20 protein-coding genes and 1 tRNA gene are annotated in these 22955 nt (G+C 68.5%); 14 read left to right on the top strand and 7 right to left on the bottom strand.

The window, feature by feature from the left end; translation table 11 throughout:
* Positions 1 to 27 precede the first annotated feature (27 nt).
* From ACWPN8_RS21520 to ACWPN8_RS21500, 5 genes are all read left to right on the top strand, one after another.
* Entirely contained in the window at positions 28 to 372 is a 345-nt protein-coding gene (locus tag ACWPN8_RS21520) for a RidA family protein (protein ID WP_109046903.1), read from the top strand.
* Between the two features lie 76 nt (positions 373 to 448).
* Positions 449 to 1483 carry a M14 family metallopeptidase gene (locus ACWPN8_RS21515; RefSeq protein WP_109446958.1) on the top strand — a complete coding sequence of 345 codons (1035 nt, stop codon included), beginning with the start codon at positions 449 to 451 and terminating at the stop codon, positions 1481 to 1483.
* 43 nt (positions 1484 to 1526) lie between these two features.
* Positions 1527 to 2633, top strand: coding sequence for a LacI family DNA-binding transcriptional regulator (locus ACWPN8_RS21510; protein WP_492242218.1), 1107 nt, complete (start codon positions 1527 to 1529; stop codon positions 2631 to 2633).
* Between the two features lie 197 nt (positions 2634 to 2830).
* Positions 2831 to 4288 (top strand): serine hydrolase, encoded by a 1458-nt coding sequence (locus tag ACWPN8_RS21505; RefSeq protein WP_492242217.1) that lies wholly within the window; start codon positions 2831 to 2833, stop codon positions 4286 to 4288.
* Between the two features lie 208 nt (positions 4289 to 4496).
* The gene (locus ACWPN8_RS21500) at positions 4497 to 5105 is read left to right on the top strand and encodes an undecaprenyl-diphosphatase (protein ID WP_492242216.1); all 609 of its coding nucleotides are present in this window, start codon (positions 4497 to 4499) and stop codon (positions 5103 to 5105) included.
* A 242-nt stretch (positions 5106 to 5347) separates the two neighbouring features.
* Here ACWPN8_RS21500 and glmS read toward each other — a convergent pair whose 3' ends face one another.
* From glmS to ACWPN8_RS21480, 4 genes are all read right to left on the bottom strand, one after another.
* On the bottom strand, positions 5348 to 7174 hold the full coding sequence (gene glmS / locus ACWPN8_RS21495; protein ID WP_492242215.1) for a glutamine--fructose-6-phosphate transaminase (isomerizing): 1827 nt from the start codon (positions 7172 to 7174) through the stop codon (positions 5348 to 5350).
* A 65-nt stretch (positions 7175 to 7239) separates the two neighbouring features.
* On the bottom strand, positions 7240 to 8592 hold the full coding sequence (gene glmU / locus ACWPN8_RS21490) for a bifunctional UDP-N-acetylglucosamine diphosphorylase/glucosamine-1-phosphate N-acetyltransferase GlmU (RefSeq protein WP_109446968.1): 1353 nt from the start codon (positions 8590 to 8592) through the stop codon (positions 7240 to 7242).
* Positions 8593 to 9277: 685 nt separating this feature from the next.
* Positions 9278 to 9688, bottom strand: coding sequence for a hypothetical protein (locus ACWPN8_RS21485; RefSeq protein ID WP_492242214.1), 411 nt, complete (start codon positions 9686 to 9688; stop codon positions 9278 to 9280).
* Between the two features lie 714 nt (positions 9689 to 10402).
* Positions 10403 to 11308 carry a DUF3108 domain-containing protein gene (locus ACWPN8_RS21480; protein ID WP_492242213.1) on the bottom strand — a complete coding sequence of 302 codons (906 nt, stop codon included), beginning with the start codon at positions 11306 to 11308 and terminating at the stop codon, positions 10403 to 10405.
* Positions 11309 to 11514: 206 nt separating this feature from the next.
* Between ACWPN8_RS21480 and ACWPN8_RS21475 the strand changes: the two genes are divergently transcribed.
* The 4 genes from ACWPN8_RS21475 to ACWPN8_RS21460 all read left to right on the top strand — a co-directional run bounded on the left by ACWPN8_RS21475 (position 11515) and on the right by ACWPN8_RS21460 (position 13690).
* Positions 11515 to 11589, top strand: a tRNA-Val gene (locus ACWPN8_RS21475).
* A 217-nt stretch (positions 11590 to 11806) separates the two neighbouring features.
* Positions 11807 to 11971 carry a sugar tyrosine-protein kinase gene (locus tag ACWPN8_RS21470; RefSeq protein WP_098737443.1) on the top strand — a complete coding sequence of 55 codons (165 nt, stop codon included), beginning with the start codon at positions 11807 to 11809 and terminating at the stop codon, positions 11969 to 11971.
* 196 nt (positions 11972 to 12167) lie between these two features.
* Complete coding sequence (panC, locus tag ACWPN8_RS21465; protein WP_492242212.1) at positions 12168 to 13076, top strand: pantoate--beta-alanine ligase; 909 nt, start codon at positions 12168 to 12170, stop codon at positions 13074 to 13076.
* 203 nt (positions 13077 to 13279) lie between these two features.
* The gene (locus ACWPN8_RS21460; protein ID WP_109446978.1) at positions 13280 to 13690 is read left to right on the top strand and encodes a flagellar basal body-associated FliL family protein; all 411 of its coding nucleotides are present in this window, start codon (positions 13280 to 13282) and stop codon (positions 13688 to 13690) included.
* A 79-nt stretch (positions 13691 to 13769) separates the two neighbouring features.
* On the opposite strand, the gene oxlT is transcribed toward ACWPN8_RS21460, so the two are convergent.
* On the bottom strand, positions 13770 to 15077 hold the full coding sequence (gene oxlT / locus ACWPN8_RS21455; RefSeq protein WP_492242211.1) for an oxalate/formate MFS antiporter: 1308 nt from the start codon (positions 15075 to 15077) through the stop codon (positions 13770 to 13772).
* A 415-nt stretch (positions 15078 to 15492) separates the two neighbouring features.
* Here oxlT and ACWPN8_RS21450 point away from each other — a divergent pair, with 415 nt between their 5' ends.
* On the top strand, positions 15493 to 16137 hold the full coding sequence (locus tag ACWPN8_RS21450) for a thiamine phosphate synthase (protein WP_492242210.1): 645 nt from the start codon (positions 15493 to 15495) through the stop codon (positions 16135 to 16137).
* A gap of 154 nt (positions 16138 to 16291) precedes the next feature.
* Positions 16292 to 16981 carry a GntR family transcriptional regulator gene (locus ACWPN8_RS21445; RefSeq protein ID WP_109446984.1) on the top strand — a complete coding sequence of 230 codons (690 nt, stop codon included), beginning with the start codon at positions 16292 to 16294 and terminating at the stop codon, positions 16979 to 16981.
* Positions 16982 to 17041: 60 nt separating this feature from the next.
* On the opposite strand, the gene pyk is transcribed toward ACWPN8_RS21445, so the two are convergent.
* Positions 17042 to 18508, bottom strand: coding sequence for a pyruvate kinase (gene pyk, locus ACWPN8_RS21440; RefSeq protein WP_492242209.1), 1467 nt, complete (start codon positions 18506 to 18508; stop codon positions 17042 to 17044).
* Positions 18509 to 18708: 200 nt separating this feature from the next.
* Between pyk and ACWPN8_RS21435 the strand changes: the two genes are divergently transcribed.
* The 3 genes from ACWPN8_RS21435 to ACWPN8_RS21425 all read left to right on the top strand — a co-directional run bounded on the left by ACWPN8_RS21435 (position 18709) and on the right by ACWPN8_RS21425 (position 21951).
* Positions 18709 to 19491: an NUDIX hydrolase gene (locus tag ACWPN8_RS21435; protein WP_492242208.1), complete on the top strand. Its 783-nt coding sequence runs from the start codon at positions 18709 to 18711 to the stop codon at positions 19489 to 19491.
* Between the two features lie 184 nt (positions 19492 to 19675).
* Complete coding sequence (locus ACWPN8_RS21430) at positions 19676 to 20224, top strand: NAD(P)-binding domain-containing protein (protein ID WP_492242207.1); 549 nt, start codon at positions 19676 to 19678, stop codon at positions 20222 to 20224.
* Entirely contained in the window at positions 20221 to 21951 is a 1731-nt protein-coding gene (locus tag ACWPN8_RS21425) for a pyruvate, phosphate dikinase (protein ID WP_492242206.1), read from the top strand. The genes ACWPN8_RS21430 and ACWPN8_RS21425 overlap by 4 nt, the downstream gene beginning before the upstream one ends.
* Before the next feature lie 46 nt (positions 21952 to 21997).
* Here the strand turns inward: ACWPN8_RS21425 and ACWPN8_RS21420 are convergent, their stop codons facing one another.
* Positions 21998 to 22927: a histone deacetylase family protein gene (locus tag ACWPN8_RS21420; RefSeq protein WP_492242205.1), complete on the bottom strand. Its 930-nt coding sequence runs from the start codon at positions 22925 to 22927 to the stop codon at positions 21998 to 22000.
* Positions 22928 to 22955 lie beyond the last annotated feature (28 nt).

Raw genomic sequence — 22955 nt, 5'->3', positions numbered from 1 at the left:
TTCGGCATCCAAGAGAGGTTCTTTCCGATGATCACCAGGTTCCAGGTCGGTTCGCGCATGAGCCAGGCCGTCGTCTGCCAGGGCATGGTCCACATCGCGGGCCAGGTCGCCAACAACCGCACCGGCTCCATCCACGAGCAGACCCGCGACGTGCTGGCCAAGATCGACGCCCTGCTGGAGGAGGCCGGCAGCGACAAGTCCAAGCTGGTCGCCGTCAACGTCTTCCTGCCGCACATCACCGACTTCGACGCCATGAACGAAGTCTATGACGCCTGGATCGACCCGGCCAACCCGCCGGCCCGCGCCTGCACCGAGGCGCGGCTGGCCGACCCCGACCTGCGCGTCGAGATGACGGCGCTCGCCGCCCTGTAAGCGGGCTTCCTCGGTGAACCGGAAGGGGCGCCGGGCAACCGCTGCCAAGGCGCCCCTCCGCCAGAAGGTTTTTGGAATGCACACTGGCCTCTACCACGCGCTCGATTTCGCCGCCGACGGCAAGTCGCTGGATTTCCTCAGCATCCCGTTCTCGGTGGACCGCTCCCCCTATTATCAGGTGAAGGTTCCGGTCTGCCGCGTGCGCAACGGGACGGGTCCGCGCGTGCTGCTGATGGCGGGCAACCACGGCGACGAATATGAGGGCGAACTGCTGCTGGGCCGGCTGTTCCGCCGCCTCGATCCGGCGCGCATCCGTGGCGAGGTGACGATCCTGCCGGTCGCCAACGCCCCGGCGGCGATGGCGGCGCGGCGCCGGTCGCCGCTGGACGAGGGCAACCTCAACCGCGCCTTCCCCGGCGACCCCGCCGGCACGCCCACCTTCCGGCTGGCGTATTTCCTCGAACATGAGCTGTTCCCGCGCCACGACGTGGTGTTCGATATCCATTCCGGCGGCACCTCGATGGCCCACCTGCCCTGCGCCCTGATCGAACGGCAGGGCACGCCGGACCGGCTCGGCCGCGCGCTGGAGCTGATGCGGGCGCTCGGCATGCCCTACGGATTCGTGGCGGAGAACGGGGCGACAGCGCCGACCTCGATGGCCGCCGCCGCACGGGCCGGCGTCATCGGCATCAGCGGCGAGTTCGGCGGCGGCGGCACTGTGACGCCGGAGACCATGGCCTACACCGCCCGCGCCATCGACAATCTGCTGATCGCCGTCGGGTTGACCGACGCGCCGGTTCTCTCGGTTCCGGCACCGGTTCCGGCGCCGATGCAACTGCTTCAGCTTGACAGCCATCGGCAGGCGATCTACGCGCTGCGGCGCGGCTGGTTCGAGCCGGCGGTCGATGTCGGGGCGCGGGTCGCCGCGGGCGATCTCGCCGGCTGGTTCCACGACCTGACGCGGCTCGACCAGCCCGAGGAGGAACTGCGCTTCGAGGAGGCGGGCATCGTCATTTCGCGGCGCCTGCACAGCGACAGCGAGGCCGGCGACTGCCTGATCCAGGTGGCCCGTCCGGTGGAGGAGGCGGGCATCCTGGGGCGCGCGGCCTGACCGGGCGGCATCGCAGGGACAGGCGGCCAAGGAGACGGGCGACATGAGTGAGAGCAGCGCGGCCAAACGTCCGCCGACCATCGACGACGTCCTCCGCCTCCGCGCGGCGGAACCGGTGCCGTCGGCAGATGGGGACGCCACCGGTGACGCCGCTGGGGGGCCGGCTCCGACGCGCATCGTCGAGATCGCCCGGCTGGCCGGGGTGTCGCCGATCACCGTGTCGCGCGCCCTGCGCCAGCCGGAGAAGGTGGCCGAGGCCAAGCGCCGGAAGATCCTGGAGATCGTCGAGCGCACCGGCTACGCCACCAACCCGCATGCCCGCGCCCTGCGGTCGGGCCAGTCGAACATCGTCGCCGCCTTCGTCTCCAACCTGCAAAGCCAGCAGTTCTGCCTTGCCGTGCAGGGCTGCGGCGAGGTGCTGGAGCCGCAGGGCTACCAGCTGATGATCGGGCAGACCTCCTACTCCTACGCCAAGGAGACGACGATGATCCAGTCGCTGCGCGAGATGCGGCCGGCGGCGGTCATGTTCACCGGCGTCATCGAGATCGAGGAGAACCGGCGGGCGCTGCGGGCGCTCGGCATTCCGATCATGGAGACCTGGGCCTATCCCCGTGACCCTATCGACATGCTGGTCGGCTTCTCCAACATCGACGGCGGCCGTCTGGCGGCCGAGCATTTCGCCCGGCGGGGCTACCGCCGCGTCGCCTATATCGGCCGGCGCAGCGGCCGCGGTGCTCTGCGCCTCACCGGCTTCCGCGAGGGTGCCCGCGCCGCCGGGCTCGACATCGCCGCCGAGCTGTCGGTCGACAGGGTGACCAGCATGGTCGATGGCCGCCGTGCGCTGGCCGAGCTGCTGTCCCGCAAGGCGGCGGTCGAGGCGGTGTTCTGCGCCAACGACCTGCTGGCGACCGGCGCACTGCTGGAGGCACGCCGGCTGGGCATGCGCCTGCCCGACGACATCGCCATCCTGGGATTCGGCCACAATGACGTGGCCGAGGAGCTGCCGCCCGGCCTGACCACCATCGGCATCGACAGCCGCGACCTCGGCCGGCAGGCCGGGGCGATGATCCTGCAACGGATGCGCGGAGACATGCCGCCGGAGCCGATCCGTGCCGTCGAACTGACGCTGACCCATCGCGGCAGCAGCTGAGACGGGGCCGCCGGTCTGCGTGCCCGAGACTTTGTCCGACACTGATTGCGTGAGATGCTCTTAAGCCGAGTCCTGCCGATTGGCTGCATCGCCGCTCATCGGCAGTCAGCGCGGCAGGCCAGGCCGATGAGCGAGCGGGGAAGCATGGCGAACCGATGCCGGCATGGTGTCAGAAGAATTGCCTGCGCACCGCTGCCATGACGCACCTGTCATCGAATGGCCCGGTCGTGTCGGCCGCTCCGGCCGACCCTGCGCTCGAAGCCCGTATCCAGCGGATCGCAGCCGGTCTTCCGCCGCCGGTGATCGTCGCCGGTGAACCGGCCGACTGGCCCAGTCTGGCTGCGCACATGAGTTTGGCTGCGCGCATGGCGGCGCTGCATGTCCCTGGTGTCAGCGTTGCGGTCATCCATGAGGGTCGTCTGGCCTGGACGCGCGGTTTTGGGAACGTCACGGTCGGCGGCTCTCCGGTGACCGCCGACACGCTGTTCCAGGCGGCGTCGATCAGCAAGCCGATCACTGCGCTGGCGGTGCTGAGGCTGGTTCAGGACGGTCGGCTTGGCCTTGACGCCGACGTCGACAGCCACCTCGTTTCCTGGCACATCCCGCCTGCCGCCGGGTCGACCGCCGTCACTGTCCGCGGATTGCTGAACCATAGCGCGGGGCTGACCGTGCACGGGTTTGCCGGCTATCCGGCCGGTCAGCCAGTCCCGACGCTGGGTCAGGTGCTCGATGGCATCGACCCGGCGAACTCGCCGCCGATCCGCGTCGGCCAACCGCCGGGCACCGCATGGCGGTATTCAGGCGGCGGATATACGGTGCTTCAGCAGCTGTTGATCGATGTCACGGGCGAGGCGTTCCCCGTTCACATGGAGCGGGCGGTCCTGGGTCCATTGTCGATGACCGACAGCACATTCGCACAACCTCTTCCCGTCGACCGTGTCGCCGAGGCGGCGACACCCTACGGTTTCGATGGAAAGCCGGTCGAGGGCGGTCCCCACATCTATCCGGAGATGGCAGCCGCCGGGCTGTGGTCGACACCGTCCGACCTGGCGCTGGTTATCATGGCGCTCCAGCGCGCCTGGTCCGGCCGGCGCGATGAGGTGCTGTCGCCTGACATGGTCAAAACAATGCTGACGCCCGGTCTTGGCGGCTTCGGCCTGGGGTTTGGACTCGATGGCGGCGGAAAGGGCGGTGGACCAGACCCCTGCTTCTTCCACAGCGGGCTCAATGCCGGCTTTTCGTGCGTGATGGCGGGTTTCGTGGGCGGCAGCCAGGACGGAGCCGTGATCATGACCAACGGCTCTGCCGGGGCTGTCGCTCATGGCCTGCTGCGCGCGATTGCCGAGGAGTACGATTGGCCGGCGTTCCGGCCGGTCGAACGCCGGCTCGGTATCGCCGACCCGGCATTCTACGCCCGTTTGGCTGGCCGCTACCGCCTGCCCGATTTCGAGATCGCTGTCATTGCCGATGGCAATCGCCTGTACGGTCGGGTCGGCAGCGATCAGGTCGAGATGTTTTCCCTTGCCGGCACCGACGAATTTTTCCTGAAAGTCGATGTTTCGACGATCGCCTTTCGTATGCCTGCCGCCGGTCCTGCAACGGCGCTGGTTCTTCGGACCGGGAGCATCGACCAGACGGGGCTGCGGATCGATTGACGTTCGGCCGGTGCCGAGGTTGTGCCTCGCCGCGTCAATGACGACCGTTTTCATCGGGGGGGCCGATTGGAGCGTTCGCTATCCTCATCGCTCTCCCGGACTCAGCCGAACGCCCCGGTCCTGACCGTTCGCGCCCAGGCATGTGCAAGCGCCACGGCCTATCTGTCTGCCCTGCCTGTCATCGAATCGAAACGATCGGACCCCGCTTATGGAAGCTCTGAACCAACATCTGTTCCTTCTGCTGAACGCTCCATCCGATCCGCCGGCCGGGCTTCTCATGCTGGCGCGCTTTCTGGCGGACGATGTGGTGGTGCTGGTCGCGGCCCTGGTCGCGGCGCTGTGGGTGTGGGGACGGCAAAACGGACGCGCTGTCCTGGTCGGTGCCGGATGCGCCCTGCTGACGGCGGCGCTGGTCAACGCGGCGATTGGCGCGCTCTGGCATCATCCGCGCCCCTTCGTGCTCGGGTTGGGGCATCAGCTGATCCCGCATGCCGCGGATTCATCCTTCCCCAGCGATCATGCGACCTTCATGTGGACGATCGGGATCAGCCTGCTGCTGCGGGGGTCCTGGCAACGGCTGGGCTGGGGGATGATGACCTTCGGGATGGGCGTCGCATGGGCGCGCATCTATCTTGGCGTTCACTTCCCCCTCGACATGGCGGGTGCGCTTCTGGTTTCCGCCACCGCGTCCCTGCTGGTCATTCCGGCACGCCCCATCGTTGACGGAGTGCTGACGCCGGCCATCGTCCGGCTTTACGAGGGAACCGTGCGGTTGCTGCATCTGCCCGCCGCCCTGTTCCCGCTGGACCGCAAGTGATGGTTTGATGGGATCGTGCTCCCGAACCGCCTGGATCGGGAGCCGGACCCTTGCCGACATCGGGGGCAGGGCTCGAACCCGGGCCGAGCCTCGCTATGTCGCCACGCTGTCGGGGAAACGGGGATCATCCCAAACGGCCGAGCGCGCTCCCGTGGAGGCGTTTCCAGAAATGGGGAAACGCTTTCCCGGGAGCGCTGACGCTCATGCATACGCAGACACTTTGTTCGCGGAGAATGGCCCGCTTACTCCACCGTCACGCTCTTTGCCAGATTGCGCGGCTGGTCCACGTCGGTGCCCTTCAGCACGGCGGTGTGATAGGCCAGCAGCTGCACCGGGATGGCGTAGAGCAGCGGGGCGACCAGCGGGTCGCAGGCCGGCAGCTCGACCGACCAGCGCACCTTGTCCTTCAGCTTGTCGATGCCCTTGCGGTCGGCCAGCAGCAGCACCTTGCCCGACCGCGCGCAGACCTCCTGCACGTTCGACACGACCTTCTCGAACAGGGCGTCGGACGGCACCAGCACGATCACCGGGACATTGTCGTCGATCAGCGCGATCGGACCGTGCTTCAACTCGCCGGCGGCGTAACCTTCCGCGTGGATGTAGCTGATCTCCTTCAGCTTCAACGCCCCTTCCAGGGCCAGCGGATACATGGCACCGCGACCGAGATACAGCACGTCGCGGGCTTCCGACACCTCCTGCGCCAGCTCCTTCAGCCGCTCGTCATGGGCCAGCACGTCGGCGGCACGGGCGGGCACTTCGCGGAGCGCGTGGGCGATCTGCTGCATCCGCTCCTGGTCGATGGCGCCGCGGGCGCGGCCGACGGTGACGGCAAGGCAGGCCAGCGTGGTCAGCTGGGTGGTGAAGGCCTTGGTCGAGGCCACACCGATCTCCGGGCCCGCCATGGTGTAGAGCACCGCGTCGGATTCCCGCGCGATGGTGCTTTCCGGGGCATTGACGATCGACAGGATCTTCTGGCCCTGGCGCTTGCAATAGCGCAGCGCCTCCAGCGTATCCAGCGTCTCGCCCGACTGCGAGATGAACAGGGCGATGCCGCCTGGCGGCAGCGGCGCCTCGCGGTAACGGAACTCGGACGCGATGTCGACCTCGACCGGGATGCGGGCCAGCGTCTCGAACCAGTATTTGGCGACGAAGCCGGCGTAATAGGCGGTGCCGCAGGCGACGATGGTCAGCTTCGACGCACCGGCCAGATCGAACGGGAAGTCCGGCAGGGTGAAAGTGCCGGTCTCCGGGTTGATGTAGGCGTTCAGCGTGTCGCCGATGACCTGCGGCTGCTCGTAGATTTCCTTGAGCATGTAGTGGCGGTAGCCGTCCTTGCCGATCAGGGCGCCGGACACCGCCGTGGTCTTCACCGGCCGCTCGACCACCGCATCCGATGCGTCGTGGACGATGGCGGCGGTGCGGCTGACCTCGACCCAGTCGCCGTCCTCCAGATAGCAGATGCGGTTGGTCAGCGGCGCCAGCGCGAAGGCGTCCGACGCCAGGTACATCTCGCCGTCGCCATAGCCGATCGCCAGCGGCGTGCCGTGGCGGGCGCCGATCATCAGCTCATGCTCGCCGGCGAAGATCAGCACCAGGGAGAAGGCGCCGGTGAAGCGCTTGAAGGCGGCGGCCGACGCCTGGACCGGGGTCATGCCCTGCCGGTCCAGGTAGTAGGTGACGAGATGGACGATCACCTCGGTATCGGTGGCGCTTTCGAAGACGTAGCCGTGGCCGGTCAGCTCGTCCTTCAGCTCCTGGTAATTCTCGATGATGCCGTTGTGGACGACGGCGACACGCTTGGTGGCGTGCGGGTGGGCGTTGTTCTCCGTCGGGCCGCCGTGGGTGGCCCAGCGGGTGTGGCCGATGCCGACCGTCCCGGACAGCGGCTGGTCGCGCAGCTTCATGTCCAGGTTGGCCAGCTTGCCCTCGGCGCGGCGGCGCTCGATATGGCCGTTCACCAGGGTGGCGACGCCCGCGCTGTCATAGCCGCGGTATTCGAGCCGGCGCAGGCCCTCCACCAACCGGGGGGACGCGTCGTGGATGCCGTTGATGCCGATGATGCCGCACATGGACCTGATGCTCCTGAAAAAGGTGCCGGCTGACGAGCCGGAGAGAAACGGATCCCGGACCGATCCTACGCCTTTTTTGCTTTCTCGTTTTGCTTCCGTTCGCGAAAACGCTTTGCCCAGCCGGCGTACGCCTTCTGGTTGCCGCGGGCGACCACCAGCGCGTCGGCCTCCACCGCCATCGTCACCACGCTGCCGGCGCCGACAATGGCACCGTCGCCGATGACGACCGGGGCGACCAGGGCGCTGTTGGAACCGATGAAGGCCCCGGCGCCGATCTCCGTCCGGCTCTTGGAGAAGCCGTCGTAATTGCAGGTGATGGTGCCGGCGCCGATGTTGGCCTTGGCCCCGACGCGGGCGTCGCCGATGTAGGTCAGGTGGTTGGCCTTGGCCCCGGCTTCGATCACCGCGTTCTTCACCTCGACGAAATTGCCGATGTGGGCGTCCGGGCCGATCTCCGCACCCGGGCGCAGCCGGGCATAGGGGCCGATGACGGCGCCACTGTCGATGCGCACGCCTTCCAGATGGCAGTAGGGCTTGATTTCCACCCGGTCGGCGACCGTCACGCCGGCACCGAAGAAGCAGCCGGGGCCGACCACCACGTCACGGCCGAGCCGGGTGTCGACGCTGAGGAAGATGCTGTCGGGGTCGATCAGCGTGGCGCCGTTGTCCATCGCGGCTTTGCGCAGGCGGCGCTGCAGCAGCTTCTCCACCTCCGCCAGCTCGGCGCGGGAATTGACGCCGACCACCTCGGCCGGAGCGGCCTCCACCACGGCGCAGGCCATGCCGGCGCGGCGCGCGATCTGGACCACGTCGGTCAGGTAATATTCGGACTTGGCATTGTCGTTGCCGACGCTGCCGATCAGGTCGACCATGCGCGCGCCGTCGAACGCCATCAGCCCGGCGTTGCACAGGGTGACCGCGCGCTCCTCCTCGCTGGCGTCGAGATATTCGACGATCTTCTCCAGCCCGCCGCGGGCGTTCAGGATCAGGCGGCCATAGGCGCCGGGATCGTCGGGGCGCATGCCCAGCACCACCACGGCCGGGTCGGCCGCCTGCCGGCGCGCCTGCACCAGCGCGCGCAGCGTGTCCGGCGTCACCAGCGGCGTGTCGCCGTACAGCACGATGACGTCGCCGGTGAAGCCCTCCAGCAGGCCGAAGGCTGCGCGCACGGCGTCGGCGGTGCCGCGCTGCTCGTGCTGGACCGCGGTGGGGTAGGGGGCGACGGCGGCGGCCACGCTGTCCATGCCGGGGCCGACCACGACCACGACATGGTCGGGGTCGAGCGTCTTCACCGCGGCCAGCACATGCCCGACCATCGGCCGGCCGGCAACCCGGTGCAGCACCTTGGGCAGATCGGATTTCATGCGTGTGCCCTTGCCGGCGGCGAGGATCACGCAGGCGAGCGGACGATGGGCCATGGTGATGTTCCTGGTCGAGCCTTGAAGTGGAAGGGAAAGCCGGTCGATGAAGGCGCCGTACTTGAGCCGGTAAACGTTAAGACATCGCTGCTGGAAAGGACGGCGCTTCTACCGGAGTGGGCGCCGCACCATCCGCATTTCCGAGAATGGTGTGCCACAGCACAGCATGGAAGCCCAAGTCAACTTTTGTTTCAATCTGCAATAAACAAATGTTTCCAACGGGTTACCTGCCAGGTTCCCCCATGACTCCCGTCGGTTCGCCCGGTCGCATGGGTTTCGTGATCCTTCAGTGACATGTATCCGATGACGGTCGTGATCTCCAGGGCAGGACATCCGAATTCCGCCGGCAGAGAGGATGATTCCTTTCACAGATCACGGAAATGTTTCCTTTCAGTTCCGGCCGATTTTTCTTGCCAGGATCAGGGCGCCGCCAAATCCTATTCTGTCCCCGAGGTGTCCGGGAGCGGCGTTGAACAGTATTGTCACCGAAGTAGCGTTTCGCTTCCCCTGCGTCAATTCGGCCTTTAGGTCCGCGCGGCACGGTACCCACAGCCGGCTACACGGTCTTTTTCCGAGTAGCCAGGACCGCAGAGCCGTCATAGTCATGCCGCCGTCCGGCCGGCGAGGTCCGATGACGTCTGGCCAATGCACGGCTGCCGGCACCATGGCGCGGTGCAGGGAGCTTTCAGGCTGTGGGAGGGCCGGAAGATCCGTCCTTCTGCCGCAGTGCCTTGAGCAGGGCAGCCCGGAGGGTCTCGGGCGAGCAGGGCATCTCCAGCAGGATTCCGCTGAAGGCGCCGGCTTTCCAGCGTTGCAGAAGGCTGGAATCCCCGGTAATGCCGATCCATGGCAGGGGGTAGCCGATTTCGGCTTCAAAGCGGCTGGCCAGCTGGTCGCCGGTTTCCTGGCCGTTCGTCGGAGGAAGAAGCAACACCGTCGGACGGAGATTGTCTGCCCTGGTGTCGGCAATGATGTCATCCAGGTTGTCGCCGGAAACGACTTGGCATCCCCAGGATTCCAGCAATGCTTCGACGCCAAGGCGCAGAACGGCGTTCTGCTCCAACACAACGACGGTGTTCCCTTTGATTGCCGGCACTGTGCGAAGCCCTCCAGCCGTGAGTGGTCCGGAACATTTCCCGAGACGGTAACTCGGGGGCCTGGGTGGACATTGCATACGGTCTCAACTTTGTCATTAACCTGTGATGGCTTCAACCGACAGTAGGTTCGAGGCGCGATGTCCACCGACCGCGGGGCGATCCGGGTTCGGATAGCGACGGGTACATACACCGATACTATCCCTTTGAACGGAAGGGGTATCCCTCAGGACCCGCGTGCCGGAACCGCAAAGCCCCTAGACTGGCAAGGGTCGATCCGGCGCTGCCGGGCGACGGGACGCCGATCCGGGGGAGGACGCGCCATGATGCAGGACGATGCCCTGACAGCCGGCTCGCTGGCTTTCACCGTTCTGCTGCTGACGTTGGCCGCAGCCGGCAGGCACGACAATCAATCAAAAACCTGCCGGGTGCGGGTCGGACGGCGGCGTGTTTCGCGGCCGTCCGGCCAGCGTCATGGCGGCAGCCGATGGGAAGGAACTCCACCATGGCCTCTCGCATGGCTCGGATCGTTCATATGGGCAAACTTGGCGGCTTTGCGGCGTTGCTGGACGGCAGGATGCTCGAGCTGGAAGGCTGTTTCCTCTGGCCGTCGGCCACGGCGCTGAGCGACGCGGGGCGGCGGGCCGGCATTGCGCTGTCCGATCTGGTCCTGGACACCCGATCCACAACGGGACCGGCCGGGCCGGCTGCCGCGGTCAGCGCACGGTCTGCGGCGAGGCTCCGGCCCGGCGGTCTGCCGCTGGCGGCGTGACGCCGGTCAGATGGACCACCACGCTGCCGAAATCGCTGTCCGTCTCCAGCCGGACCGGCAGCGGCGGATAGCCGGCGGCGACCGGGGCCAGCCACAGATTGACCGGCGGCCGGTCGGCAGGATTGTTGCGCTGCCAGAAGCGGCCGCCCGACGATGACCGGGCATAGCCGGCCACCGGCTTGTAGCTCACGCGGCATTGCTGGGCGACGCCGGAGAAGATCGAGTAGCGCGACGGGTCGACGATCCGCCGCCCCACCTCGCTGAACACCATGTCGTAGCGGCGGCGGCCGTCGAACACCGGCAGCGACCGGTCGCAGCCCTCGCTCGCGCCCACCGCGAACAGCAGGTCGAGCACGGCGGTCAGCGGATCCAGCGTGCCGCGCTGCAGGTCCGGCGGCACCGTCTCGCGGTCGTCCTTGTCCGCCGGCGGCGTGACGCTGGTGGAAATCTCGCCCTGCGGTCCGTAGGTCAGCGTGACGTTGCGCGGTTCGCCGCGCAGCTGGCTGGTCTGGCGGTGGCTGTCCGGCCGCAGATCGTCGCCGCGGACATGGCCGTCGCTCTCGGAGTCGGTGCGCCAGCTGAACAGCCGGCCGATGGTGCCGCCGGTGACCGCCGACACGGCGATGCGGTAGCGGTCGCCGGCCACGTCCAGCGTCGCATTCACGTCCAGCGCGGTCACCCCGCCGACGAAGACCCGGTAGGTCGCCTTCACCGGCTCCGCCGACGCCACGGCCGTTGCCAGCGGAAGCAGGGGCAGTGAGAGGCCGGCCGCAATCAGGGCCGTCCGGGCAGGGCAGAGGAGATGGCAGAGGAGATGGCGGGGAAGGCGGCGGGGGCTGGGCTGGGGCACGGTCCAAAGCTCCTGCGGTCGTCGTGTCGGTTCGGGGGCGACGTTTTCGGGGGTGTCGTTTCGGGTGGGCAATCTTTTTTAAGATGGGGATGAATCTGACGCTTGACACCCGTTGGGGAAGGCCGTAGAAACCCGCCCACCGCAGCGGCGGGGCCGACGAAAGACGGTCGCGGCGCAAAAGAGTTCGGTACAGAGTTTCAGGGTTCGGGCGCGTAGCTCAGCGGGAGAGCATTCGCTTCACACGCGAAGGGTCACAGGTTCAATCCCTGTCGCGCCCACCATTAAAAAAGGCTCCGGACAATAGTCCGGAGCCTTTTTTGCTTTCCGCTCCTGTCTGACCGCAGTTGCGTGCGCTGGCGCGGACCGGCACAGCCAACATCGCAAAATCCTTATGTAATGGGCGATCCCGCGGTCGATTGACGCAGATCAGCCCCTTTTGCGCTGCAATAGGCTAGACAGGGCATCATTCCTGTCACCCGCTTCGGAAAGCCAACTCACATGGACGATACCCGTATCGCTTTGCTGTCTCTCGCCCTGCTGGTCGCCGTCCTGGCCGTCATCATCGGTTCGGTGATCCTGGTGCCGTCCTTCACCGCGCTGCTGGCGACTCTGCTCGCCTGGGCGAATCTAGCCTATCTGGTCGGCATCACCTTCAAGCGCTGATGGCCAAGCGCTGATGGCCAAGCGCCGATAGCCGGTAGCCGATCCGGAACCGCGGCGGAGAGGGAGGCCGCCCTCTCCGCCGCGGCTGCCGAACCATGACGGTTCGGCAACAGTCTGTCCTGCGGAAAGCTTTTCTGGACAGGAACGGTCCGTCGGGGTATCCAGCGCCCGTTTCGCTGTGCCAAGGACCGACGCCATGACACCGACCGCCGCCCCGTCGTCTTCCAATCCGATCGGCACCCTGTCCGCCGGCACCCTGCCGGTCCTGCGGACGGTCGAGGATCTGCGGTCGCAGGTCGCCGCCTGGCGCCGGGAGGGGCTGACCGTTGCACTGGTGCCGACCATGGGCGCCCTGCATGATGGCCATCTGGGCCTTATCCGGCGCGGTCGCGAATTGGCCGACCGGGTGGTGGCCAGCGTCTTCGTCAACCCGACCCAGTTCGCCCCGCACGAGGATTTCGACCGCTACCCGCGCGATGAGGACGGCGATGCCGCCAAGCTGGCCTCGGCCGGCTGCCATGCGCTCTATGCGCCGACCGTGCGCGCCATGTATCCCCAGGGCTTCGCCACCGCCATTTCGGTCGGCGGTCCGGCGGAGGGGCTGTGCGGCACCTTCCGGCCGCAGATGTTCGGCGGCGTGGCGCTGGTGGTGACCAAGCTGTTCCTCCAGGCCCTGCCCGACGTGGCGGTGTTCGGCGAGAAGGACTATCAGCAGCTGATGGTGATCCGCCGCTTCACCCGCGACCTCGACATTCCCGTCCGGGTCGAAGGGCTGCCGACGGTGCGCGAGGCCGACGGGCTCGCCATGTCCTCGCGCAACGCCTATCTCAGCGCCGACGAGCGTGCCCGCGCGCCCGAACTGAACCGGGCGCTGACCGCCGCCGCCGCCGCGCTGGCGGGTGGGGCGGAGGTCGACGGTGCGCTGACCGGCATCCGCGGCCGCATCGCCGAGGCCGGCTTCGGCACCATCGACTATGTCGAGCTGCGCGACGCCGAAACGCTGGAGCCGGTGAGCGCCGTCACCCGGCCGGCCCGCCTGCTGGCCGCCGCCTGGATGGGCAAGGCCCGGCTGATCGACAATGTGCCGGTGATCCCCGCCGGCTGACCGGCCGAAGATTAGGCCCCCAACATTGGGGGCCTGAACATTGGCCGTTGCCGGCATGATCGGCATTTGACCGGCATTTGTTGTGCGCCTAGCATTCCCGGACGGGCAGGATCCCCGATGGGTTTCGTGGCCCCCGCGATGGGGGCGGAAAGGCCACTTTGCGGCTCGTTCGTCGCAACCGGCAGGGGGAAACGGTTTCCCTGATGCCAATCCTTCTGACCGGCCTGCTGCTGGTGCTGGCGGCGTTGGGGGGCACCGCCGCTTTGGTCGCCACCCGCAACCGCGCCCCGGCTTCCCAGACACAGCTGGGACCCGACAAGAAATACGCGGCGCTGCCGCTGATGACCTTCAGCCTGGGCGGCAACGATGCCCGGATGGTGGACGTCAAGGTGCTGCTGGAGATCGACCCGTCGGTGGACGGCAAGGTGGCCGACCCCTATGTCCCCCGCATCACCGACCGGCTGTCCGACCGCATGCGCCAGCTCGACCCGCAGCAGCTGACCGGCGCCGACGGGGCGATGCTGATGAAAAGCACGATTGCCGGGGTCCTCGACCGCGAACTGCGCGGGGTGCGGGTGAGGGAAATCCTGCTCGACCGGATGGTGGTCAGGTAGCAACTCCCCAAAAAAGAAGCCCGGCCCCCGCGGACTGTCCGCAGAGGCCGGGCGGCTCGTGCAGCCGTTCGTTTGGTTTTCAGTCGGCCAGCCGGGTGGTCAGGCGCGGGGCGGTGTTGCTGGCCGCCGCGACATAGCGGGCGCGCAGCGGCTTCAGGACGAACAGGGCGAGGAAGGCGGCCAGCGCGTTGACGATGGCGACGCTGTAGAAGACGGTCTGCCAGCTGCCGGTCGCCTCGACCATCAGGTTGCCGACGGGCACCAGCAGCGCGGCCACGCCCTTGGCGGTGTAGAGAAGGCCGGCGTTGGTGGCGGCGAAGCGCGACCCGAAGGTGTCGCCGCAGCAGGCCGGAAACAGGCTGAAGATCTCACCCCAGGCGAAGAACACCAGGCCGGTCAGGATGACGAAGGCGACCGGGTCGGCACCGTATGCGCTGAGCGCCATCACGCCCACCGCCTCGATGGTGAAGGCGATGAACATGGTGTTCTCGCGCCCGATATGGTCGGACACCCAGCCGAAGAAGGGCCGCGTGATGCCGTTCATCACCCGGTCGATGGACAGCGCGAAGGTCAGCGCCGGCAGGGTCAGGCCCAGGATGCTGACCGGGGCATCGATCAGCCCCATGTCGGTGGCGATGGGGCCGAGCTGGGCCGTCACCATCAGGCCGCCGGCGGCGACCATGGTGAACATGCCGTACATGATCCAGAAGACCGGCGTCCGCAGCATCTCCTGCGGGGTGTAGTGGCGGCGCTGCGGGGCGGAGCCGCCGCGCGCCTGCCCGTAGCCGTGCTTTGGCGGGTCGGCCATGAACCAGGCCAGCACCAGGATGACCATCCCCTGGCCAAGCCCGAAGGTCATGAAGGTGTTCTCGAAGCCCGAGGTCTCGATCATGGTGGCGATCGGCACGACGGTGAGGGCGGAGCCGGCGCCGAAGCCGGCGGCGGTCAGGCCGGCGGCCAGACCGCGGCGGTCGGGGAACCATTTCAGCGCATTGCCGACGCAGGTGCCATAGACGCCGCCGGCGCCGATGCCGCCGATCACCGCGGCGAGATAGAGCAGGGTCAGCGAATCCGCCACCGCGTTCAAGGCCCAGGACAGGGCGCACAGCGCGCCGCCCACCAGCACGACGATGCGCGGACCGAACCTGTCGACGAACCAGCCCTCGACCGGCACCAGCCAGGTTTCGGTGACGATGAAGATGGTGAAGGCCACCTGGATCGCGGTGCGGCCCCAGCCATGCTTGTCGTCGATCGGCTCGACGAACAGGGTCCAGCCATATTGCAGGTTGGCGATCATCGACATGCAGACGATGCCAATGGCCAGCTGCATCCAGCGCCCGCCCCAGGGTGCGACCTGGGCCGTATTGCCGTGCGTGTCACGCACCATGTCCTTCCTCCCCATTGCACCCGACATGTTCTGTTCGGCGACATGTTTCGTTCGGATTGCCGGACCCCGGGCTCCCGCGTGGCCGCAGTGTTGGTGTGGCCGCATCGTTGCGTTCTGAGGTCCGGTCCGGAAAAAAGGTGACGGGCTGGGGCTCTCTACCACCAACTTAGGGTTGCTGGCATGCCAAATGCCCCATGCCCGCCCCTACGATCATCAGTTTGACGGATGATGTCAATACGAACCATTTGCCGGACGGACAACGGGCATGCGGATTGTCGATTTGTATCCATTGGATTTCCGCAGAGTGGGAAAATGACCGTCTCGGAACTGGCCGAAAGAGACGGGCCCTGCGATGATGACCGGCCCAACGGAAGGACGCGGTGCCATTTCACCTCCCGTCTCACATCCCCTGTCATTGCCCGAGCCGCCGCTGCTGGCGATCACCGACCGCCGGCTGGCCGACCGGCCGATGCCGCAGGTGGCGGAGCGTCTGTTCGCCTGTGGCGTGCGCTGGCTCTCCTTGCGGGACAAGGACTTGCCGGATAGGGAAAGGCTGGATTTGGCTCGCGCACTGATTGCATGCGCCCGTCCGTGGGGAGCCCGCGTCACCCTGCATGGCGATCCGGCGCTGGCCGCCGCGGCCGGCGTGGACGGGGTGCATCTGCCAGCCCTCGGCGATCCGGCGGCGGCGCGCGCGCTGCTCGGGGCCGGGGCCCTGATCGGGCTGTCTCTCCACGACTCGGACGGTGCGGCGGCGATGGAGCGGGCGGCCGGGCAGGTCGATTATGTGACCGTCTCGCCGGTTTTCCCCTCCGCCAGCAAGCCGGGCTACGGGCCCTGCCTGGGCGAGGCGGGTGTGCGGCGATGGGTGGATCTCGGGGCGCGCTGCGGCGTGCCGGTGATCGGGCTGGGTGGTCTCGACCGGGCGGATGCGGTGGCCGGATGCCGGGCGGCCGGGGCCGCGGGCGTTGCGGTGATGGGGCTGGCGATGCGCGACGCGCAGGCGCTCAAGCCTCTGCTGGCGGCGCTGGCGGCGGCGGGGGACGATCTGCCGCGCTGAGGCCGGCCGTCGGCGCGCTTCACGCCTGTCCCCCTGGACATTTCAGCGCCTTGCATGCATCTGGTATGTAGGATACGAAAACGCCGAAGGTCCCGAACCGGGGACCCGCCTGGCGGCGCCGCAACGTCCGGCGAGACATGAGGACATCCACTCCATGACCTTTCCCGCTCTCAACGTCCAGCCCCTCGACACCGGAACCACCTTCCGCAGTCAGGTCTATCACGCGCTGAAGCAGGCGATCACGGAGATGGACATCTATGACCATGACCGCGAGATCCGGCTGGACGAGCGGCAGCTCAGCGACAAGCTCGGCGTCAGCCGCACCCCGATCCGCGAGGCGCTGACCCTGCTGGAGCAGGAGGGCTTCATCCGCCTGCAGCCGCGCCGCGGCATCTTCGTCGTCCGCAAGACCAAGACCGAGATCGTCGAGATGATCCAGGTCTGGGCTGCACTGGAGAGCATGGCCGCCCGCATGGCCGCCGACCATGCCCCGGCCGCCGAGATCCACAAGCTGTGGGACCTGTTCGGCAGCTTCGAGCAGCGCAGCCCGAAGGACCATGTCGGCGAATATTCCGACGCCAACATCGCCTTCCACAAGAGCATCATCCAGCTGAGCGGGTCGAAGCTGATCCAGGACGTCACCGACAACCTGTTCATCCACATGCGGGCGATCCGCAAGCTGACCATCGGCCAGGAGGACCGGGCCGAGCGCTCCATCCACGACCACCGCGCCATCATCAAGGCGCTGGAGGACCGCGACGCCAACCTCGCCGAACGGCTAGTGCGCGAGCACACCATGGGTCTGGCCGCGCATGTGGAGAAGCACTGCGACTTCCTGGAATGACTGTTTGGGAGTGAGGACCGGGCCCAGGGCGGTTCCCGCCGCCCTGGCCGCAGCTCGCCTTCAAGCGGGCACCGCCTCCTTCTGCGCCGTTTCCAGCTTCGGCACATCGTCGCCGTCGATGGTCACCACCCGCAGCGAGTTCGTCTTGCCCGGCGTGCCGAAGGGAACGCCGGCGGTGATCACCAGCGACTGGCCGGACTTGCCGATGCCGGTCTCCGCCGCCGCCGTCAGCGCACGGCCGACCATCTCCGAGAAATTCGCCACGTCGTCGGTCAGCACGGCATGGACGCCCCAGGCCAGCGACAGCCGCCGCGCCGTCGCCTCGTTGGCGCTGAGGCCGAGGATCGGCACGCTGGGCCGCTCGCGTGAGGCGCGCAGCGTGGTCGAGCCGGTGGTGGTGTAGGTGACGATGGCGGCGGCGCTGATGGTTTCCGCCACCTGTCGCGCGGCGGCGGTCAGCGCGTCGGGGGCGGTCGCCTCCGGGCTGGGATGGTCGGCATCCATGATGCGGCGGTAGAGCGGGTCGCCCTCCACCCGGCGGACGATGCGCTCCATCATCGCGACCGCCTCGACCGGATAGCGGCCGGAGGCGGACTCCGCACTCAGCATCACCGCATCGGCCCCGTCATAGACGGCGTTGGCGACGTCGGAGGCCTCGGCGCGGGTCGGGGTCGGCTCCGACACCATCGATTCCAGCATCTGGGTGGCGACGATCACCGGCTTGCCCATGGCGCGGCTGAGCCGGATCATCTTCTTCTGCAGGCCCGGCACGTCCTCCGGCGGCAGTTCAACGCCGAGGTCGCCGCGCGCCACCATCACCGCGTCCGACAGCTCGATGATGCGGTCGAGTGTCGGCAACGCTGCCGGCTTCTCGATCTTGGTCATCACATGCGCGCGGTTGCAGATCAGCTCGCGCGCTTCCAGGATGTCCTCCGGCCGCTGGACGAAGCTGAGGCCGATCCAGTCGACCCCGAGGTCGAGCCCGAAGGCGAGGTCGCTGCGGTCCTTCTCCGACAGGGCGCTCAGCGCCAGCGCCGCACCCGGCACATTGACGCCCTTGCGGTCGGACAGGGTGCCGCCGGCCACCACCTCGGTCTCCGCGAAGTCGGGGCCGCAGTCCAGAACGCGCAGACGGATGCGGCCGTCGTTCAGCAGCAGGTCCAGGCCGGCCTCCAGGCTGGCGAACACCTCCGGGTGGGGCAGGCAAACGCGGCGGCTGTCGCCCGGCCGGCGGTCGAGATCCAGGCGGAAACGGTCGCCGATGGCGAGATCCACCGGCCCGAAGCCGAAGGTGCCGACCCGCAGCTTCGGCCCCTGGAGGTCGAGCAGGACGCCGATCGGCCGGCCCATGGCCTTTTCGGCGGCGCGGATGCGGGCGAAGCGCTCCGCATGTTCGGCCTGGGTGCCGTGGCTGGCGTTCAGGCGGAAGACATTCACGCCCGCCCGGGCGAGCGCCGTGATCTGGCTTTCCGACGAGCTGGCGGGGCCCAGCGTGGCGACGATCTTTGTGCTGCGGTGAAACGGCATGACGACAGCCTTCCTCCGCCCGGCCCTTTGCGAAAAGGGGCGGGACTGGCGAACGATGATGAGTTGAGGGTCGGTGTTGGCCCGATGCTGGAAGTCCTAGGCCGGACGGTCAAACGGCGCCCGATCCTTATTCCGCATCGTGAGAGTGGTTCCACCTGCCGCACATGGACAGCCGGCCGGCCCGTCGGCGACACTGGGGCATGCCCGAGACCGCGCCGCAAAGCCCCGTTCCACCCCATCCCGCCGCCACGCTGATCCTGTTGCGGGACGGGCTTGAGGGGCTGGAACTGCTGGTGATGGAACGCCATGCCGGCCTGCGCTTCGCCGCCGGCGCCACCGTCTTCCCCGGCGGCCGGCTGGAGGCGATGGACCATGATCCGCAGTGGCGTCGGTTCTGGCCGGATGGAGACCCGCCGGCCGATCTGGCGCATCGCGTCGCCGCCTTGCGGGAGTGCGCGGAGGAATGCGGCGTGCTGCTGTCCCGCGATCCGCTTGCGTCCGGCGCTCTCGACGATTTGCGCCGGGCGCTGGCGGCGGGGGAGGGATTCGCCGCGGCGCTGGCGCGGGCAGGGGCTGTCCCCGCCCTCGACCGGATGGCGCCGCTGGCACGCTGGGTGACGCCGGAGACGCTGCCGCGCCGCTTCGACACGCTGTTCTATCTGGCTCCGGCACCGGAGGGACAGCAGCCGGTCTGCGACGGCGGCGAGGCGGTCGGAACCCTGTGGGCGAGCCCGCGCCGCCTTCTGGCGGAGGCCGGGGCCGGACAGCGGCGGCTGGTCTACGCCACCCGGATGACCCTGCTGCGGCTGGCGGACTGTGCCGACAGGGCGGCGGCGATGGCCCTTGGCCGTCCCGGGCCCGACTTTCCGCCGCCGATCATGCCGCGTCTGGTTGAAACCCCGACCGGTCCGGTGCTCCGCATTCCGGAGGGCTGCGGCTTTTCGCCACTGGAGACCCCGGCCGAAAATGTTAGGCTTGGGTAAGATTAGGTAAGTCGGAACCGGTTTCCGCGATGTGAAAATTGCGCGATGGTGCTATTGTGCGACGCGGAATGCGCAATCAATCTCCAGACTGACGCACGGTGCCGGATCCCGCTGAGGGGAATGGCGGCAGGGGCGGAGGCAGGAGGATCGCGCAATGGATGTCGGGTTCGTCGGAAACGGGGAGATGGCCGATGCGATCATGGATAGGCTGCGGCAGGCCGGGCACCGGCTGCATCACGACCGCCATGGCCGCGGCGCGTTCCGTCACCAGGCCGGGATGTGCGACGTCGTGATGATGCTGTTGCCCGATGTCCGCGCGGTCGAGGCCGCCCTGTTCGGCGACGCCCGTTTCGCGAACGACGGCTTTGCCGGCGCACTGCCGCCGGGCACGCTGGTGATCGACCTGTCCCGCATCCCGCCCGCCGAGGCTTCGGCCAACGCCGCGCGGCTGTCCGGCATGGGGGTGCTGACCGCCGATGCGCCGCTCCCTCCCGGTTTTATCCCCGGCTTTGCCATCGATCTGGGCGGCAGCGATGCGGCCTGCGCGCGGGCCGAACCGCTGCTGCGGCTGTTGAGCGATGGCGTCGTCCGTGCCGGAGGACCCGGTGACGGGCAGCGGGCGCATCTTGCCCGGACTGCGGACAGGAAGAACGACGATCCGGATGGACTGCACCGGCTGCTGCGTCTGATGGCCTTCGACGGGCCGGCCGAACCCATGTTGAGTGCATCATGAACAGCTTGACCGCTCCCGACATCGCCACGCTCCGCCATCCCGCCGCGCTCGTCCCGGCCGCTCTCGTTCGGGCCGCCGTACCGGACGTGATCGTGCCCTTCGGGGCTGGGCTGGGCGCCGGACCGGGCGATGGCCGGGCCGATGTCGGGCGGCTGGGCAACAAGGGCGCGCGTCTGGTGGAGATGGCGGCGCTGGGCATTCCGGTGCCGCCGGGCTTCGTCATCGCCGCGGAGGCCGGGCGCGGGCTGGGGGCGCAGGATGCGCTGCCGGTCGGCCTGATCGAGCGGATCGACGGCGCCGTTTTGGCGCTGGAACGGCAGGCCGGGGGGCGTTTCGGCGATGCCGAGCGTCCGCTGCTGCTGTCGGTCCGCTCCGGTGCGGCGGTGTCGATGCCCGGCATGATGGACAGCATCCTCAATCTCGGCCTCAACGACCGCAGCGTCGAGGGGCTGGCGGCGACGTCGGGCGACGCGCGCTTCGCCTATGACTGCTATCGCCGGCTGGTCCAGTCCTTCGGCTGCGTGGTGATGGGCGTGCCCGGCCACCGGTTCGAGGCGCTGCTGGACGAGCACAAGGAGGAGCGGGCGCTCCAGCGCGACGGCGACCTGACGGCGGAGGACTGGCGCACCCTGCTGCCGTCCTTCCTGCGGCTGGTGGAGACCCGTTGCGGCCGGCCCTTCCCCCAGGATCCCGCCGAACAGCTGCGTCTGGCGGTGGCGGCGGTGTTCCGGTCCTGGATGAACCCGCGGGCGGTGGCCTTCCGCGCCCTGCACGACGTTCCGGAGGATCTGGGAACGGCGGTGACGGTGCAGGCCATGGTGTTCGGCAACCGCGGGCCTGATTCCGGCACCGGCGTGCTGTTCACCCGCGACCCCTCGACCGGCGCCCCCGGCCTGTGCGGCGAGTTCCTCGCCGACGCCCAGGGCGAGGATGTGGTGTCCGGTACCTGCGACCCCGACCCGCTGAGCGCCAGCCAAGCGAATCCCGGCCGCTCCATGGAATGCCGCCTGCCGTCGGCCTATGCCGAGCTTTGCGCGGTGGCGGACCGGCTGGAGCGTGCCTTCGCCGACATGCAGGACATCGAGTTCACGGTGGAGGGCGGGCGCCTGTTCATCCTGCAATCGCGCAGCGGCAAGCGGTCGTCCGAGGCGGCGGTCCGCATCGCCGTCGATCTGGCGGAGGAGGGGATCATCGCCCGCGACGAGGCGGTGCGCCGCGTCGATCCGCAGGCGCTGGACGAGCTGCTGCGCCCGACCCTGACGGCCGATGCGCTGGCGGCGGCCATCGCCACCGGCCTGCCGGCCTCGCCCGGAGCGGCCACCGGCCGGGCCGCCTTCACCACCGACGAGGCGGTGCGGCTGTCGCGCGGCGGGGCACCGGTGATCCTGTGCCGGCCGGAAACCTCGCCGGAGGACATCCACGGCATGCAGGCCGCGGTTGGCGTCGTCACCGCCCGCGGCGGCTTCACCAGCCACGCCGCAACGGTCGCCCGCGGCATGGGCCGGCCCTGCGTCTGCGGCGCCCGCATGCTCCGCATCGATGTCGAGGAGGGGGTGATGCGGGTCGGCGAGGTGACCATCCGCACCGGCGACCTGCTGACCATCGACGGCAGCAACGGCGCCGTGGTGCTGGGGGCGGCCCCGTTGCAGCGGCCGGCCCCGGACGGCGCGACCGCCCGGCTGCTGGACTGGGCGCGCGCCTGCGGGGTGGGGCAGGCGACGGATTGAGAGGACAGGGGGCAGGCTTGCGCGCCTGCTCCCCATCCAGCGCTCCTTAGGCGCGCATCAGCGCCGTCAGATGGGCAGCGCAGCCTTCCGCCAGACCGGTGGCGTCATAGCCGCCCTCCAGCGCCGACACCACGCGGCCGCCGCAGACGCGGTCGGCAAGCTCGACCAGCTTGCGCGTCACCCATTCAAAATCCTCGTTGGTGAGGCCGAGCTGCGCCAGCGGATCGCGCTTGTGGGCGTCGAAGCCGGCGGAGATCAGCAGCAGTTCCGGCTGGAACGCCTCCAGCGCCGGCAGGATGACGCGCTCCACCGCCTGGCGGAACTCGACGGAGCCGCTGTAGGGCTCCAGCGGCAGATTCAGGATGTTGCCGTCGACGCCGCGCTCCCAGGAATTGCCGGTGCCGGGATAGAGCGGCGACTGGTGGGTCGAGGCGAAGAACAGGTTGGGGTCGTCGGCGAACATCGCCTGCGTGCCGTTGCCGTGATGCACGTCGAAATCGACCACCGCGACGCGGGTCAGCCCATGGATTTTGCGGGCATGCTCCGCCCCGACGGCGATGTTGTTGAAGACGCAGAACCCCATGGCGCGGGCGGGTTCGGCATGGTGGCCGCAGGGGCGCACCGCGCAGAAGGCGTTGGTCGCCTCGCCGGCCAGCACGGCATCGACCGCGGCGCAGACCGACCCGGCCGCCCGCAGGATCGCGCCGCGCGACCCTGGCGACAGCAGCGTGTCGCCGTCCAGCCGCTGATAGCCGTCGGCCGGGACCGCGGCCAGAACCGCATCGACGTAAGCGCGTTCATGGACGCGCGACAGCTGTTCCACATCCGCTTCGGGAGCGGACCGGCGCTCCAGGTCGCGGAACTCCGGCCGATCGAGCACCTGCCACACCACGGCCAGCCGTTCCGGCGCCTCCGGGTGGCCGGGGCCGGTGTCGTGCGCGAAGCAGTCGTGATGGGTGAAGATCAGGGTGGTCACGGAGGGTCACTCCCATGGCAAAGGCGCC

This window comes from Azospirillum sp. UENF 112521 (assembly GCF_058780665.1).
Note: the sequence above shows the minus strand (reverse complement) of the source record. Positions and strands in the feature narration are given on the sequence as shown.

Bases quoted from the DNA above. Each gene is read 5' to 3' on its own strand.
- glmU (WP_109446968.1), bottom strand. From the start codon at position 8,592: ATGGCCCATCGTCCGCTCGCCTGCGTGATCCTCGCCGCCGGCAAGGGC.
- ACWPN8_RS21470 (WP_098737443.1), top strand. From the start codon at position 11,807: ATGGACGATACCCGTATCGCTTTGCTGTCTCTCGCCCTGCTGGTCGCC.
- ACWPN8_RS21500 (WP_492242216.1), top strand. From the start codon at position 4,497: ATGGAAGCTCTGAACCAACATCTGTTCCTTCTGCTGAACGCTCCATCC.
- ACWPN8_RS21515 (WP_109446958.1), top strand. From the start codon at position 449: ATGCACACTGGCCTCTACCACGCGCTCGATTTCGCCGCCGACGGCAAG.
- ACWPN8_RS21510 (WP_492242218.1), top strand. From the start codon at position 1,527: ATGAGTGAGAGCAGCGCGGCCAAACGTCCGCCGACCATCGACGACGTC.
- ACWPN8_RS21425 (WP_492242206.1), top strand. From the start codon at position 20,221: ATGAACAGCTTGACCGCTCCCGACATCGCCACGCTCCGCCATCCCGCC.
- ACWPN8_RS21520 (WP_109046903.1), top strand. From the start codon at position 28: ATGATCACCAGGTTCCAGGTCGGTTCGCGCATGAGCCAGGCCGTCGTC.
- ACWPN8_RS21430 (WP_492242207.1), top strand. From the start codon at position 19,676: ATGGCCGATGCGATCATGGATAGGCTGCGGCAGGCCGGGCACCGGCTG.
- pyk (WP_492242209.1), bottom strand. From the start codon at position 18,508: ATGCCGTTTCACCGCAGCACAAAGATCGTCGCCACGCTGGGCCCCGCC.
- ACWPN8_RS21505 (WP_492242217.1), top strand. From the start codon at position 2,831: ATGACGCACCTGTCATCGAATGGCCCGGTCGTGTCGGCCGCTCCGGCC.
- oxlT (WP_492242211.1), bottom strand. From the start codon at position 15,077: ATGGTGCGTGACACGCACGGCAATACGGCCCAGGTCGCACCCTGGGGC.
- ACWPN8_RS21460 (WP_109446978.1), top strand. From the start codon at position 13,280: ATGCCAATCCTTCTGACCGGCCTGCTGCTGGTGCTGGCGGCGTTGGGG.
- ACWPN8_RS21435 (WP_492242208.1), top strand. From the start codon at position 18,709: ATGCCCGAGACCGCGCCGCAAAGCCCCGTTCCACCCCATCCCGCCGCC.
- glmS (WP_492242215.1), bottom strand. From the start codon at position 7,174: ATGTGCGGCATCATCGGCATCAACGGCATCCACGACGCGTCCCCCCGG.
- panC (WP_492242212.1), top strand. From the start codon at position 12,168: ATGACACCGACCGCCGCCCCGTCGTCTTCCAATCCGATCGGCACCCTG.
- ACWPN8_RS21445 (WP_109446984.1), top strand. From the start codon at position 16,292: ATGACCTTTCCCGCTCTCAACGTCCAGCCCCTCGACACCGGAACCACC.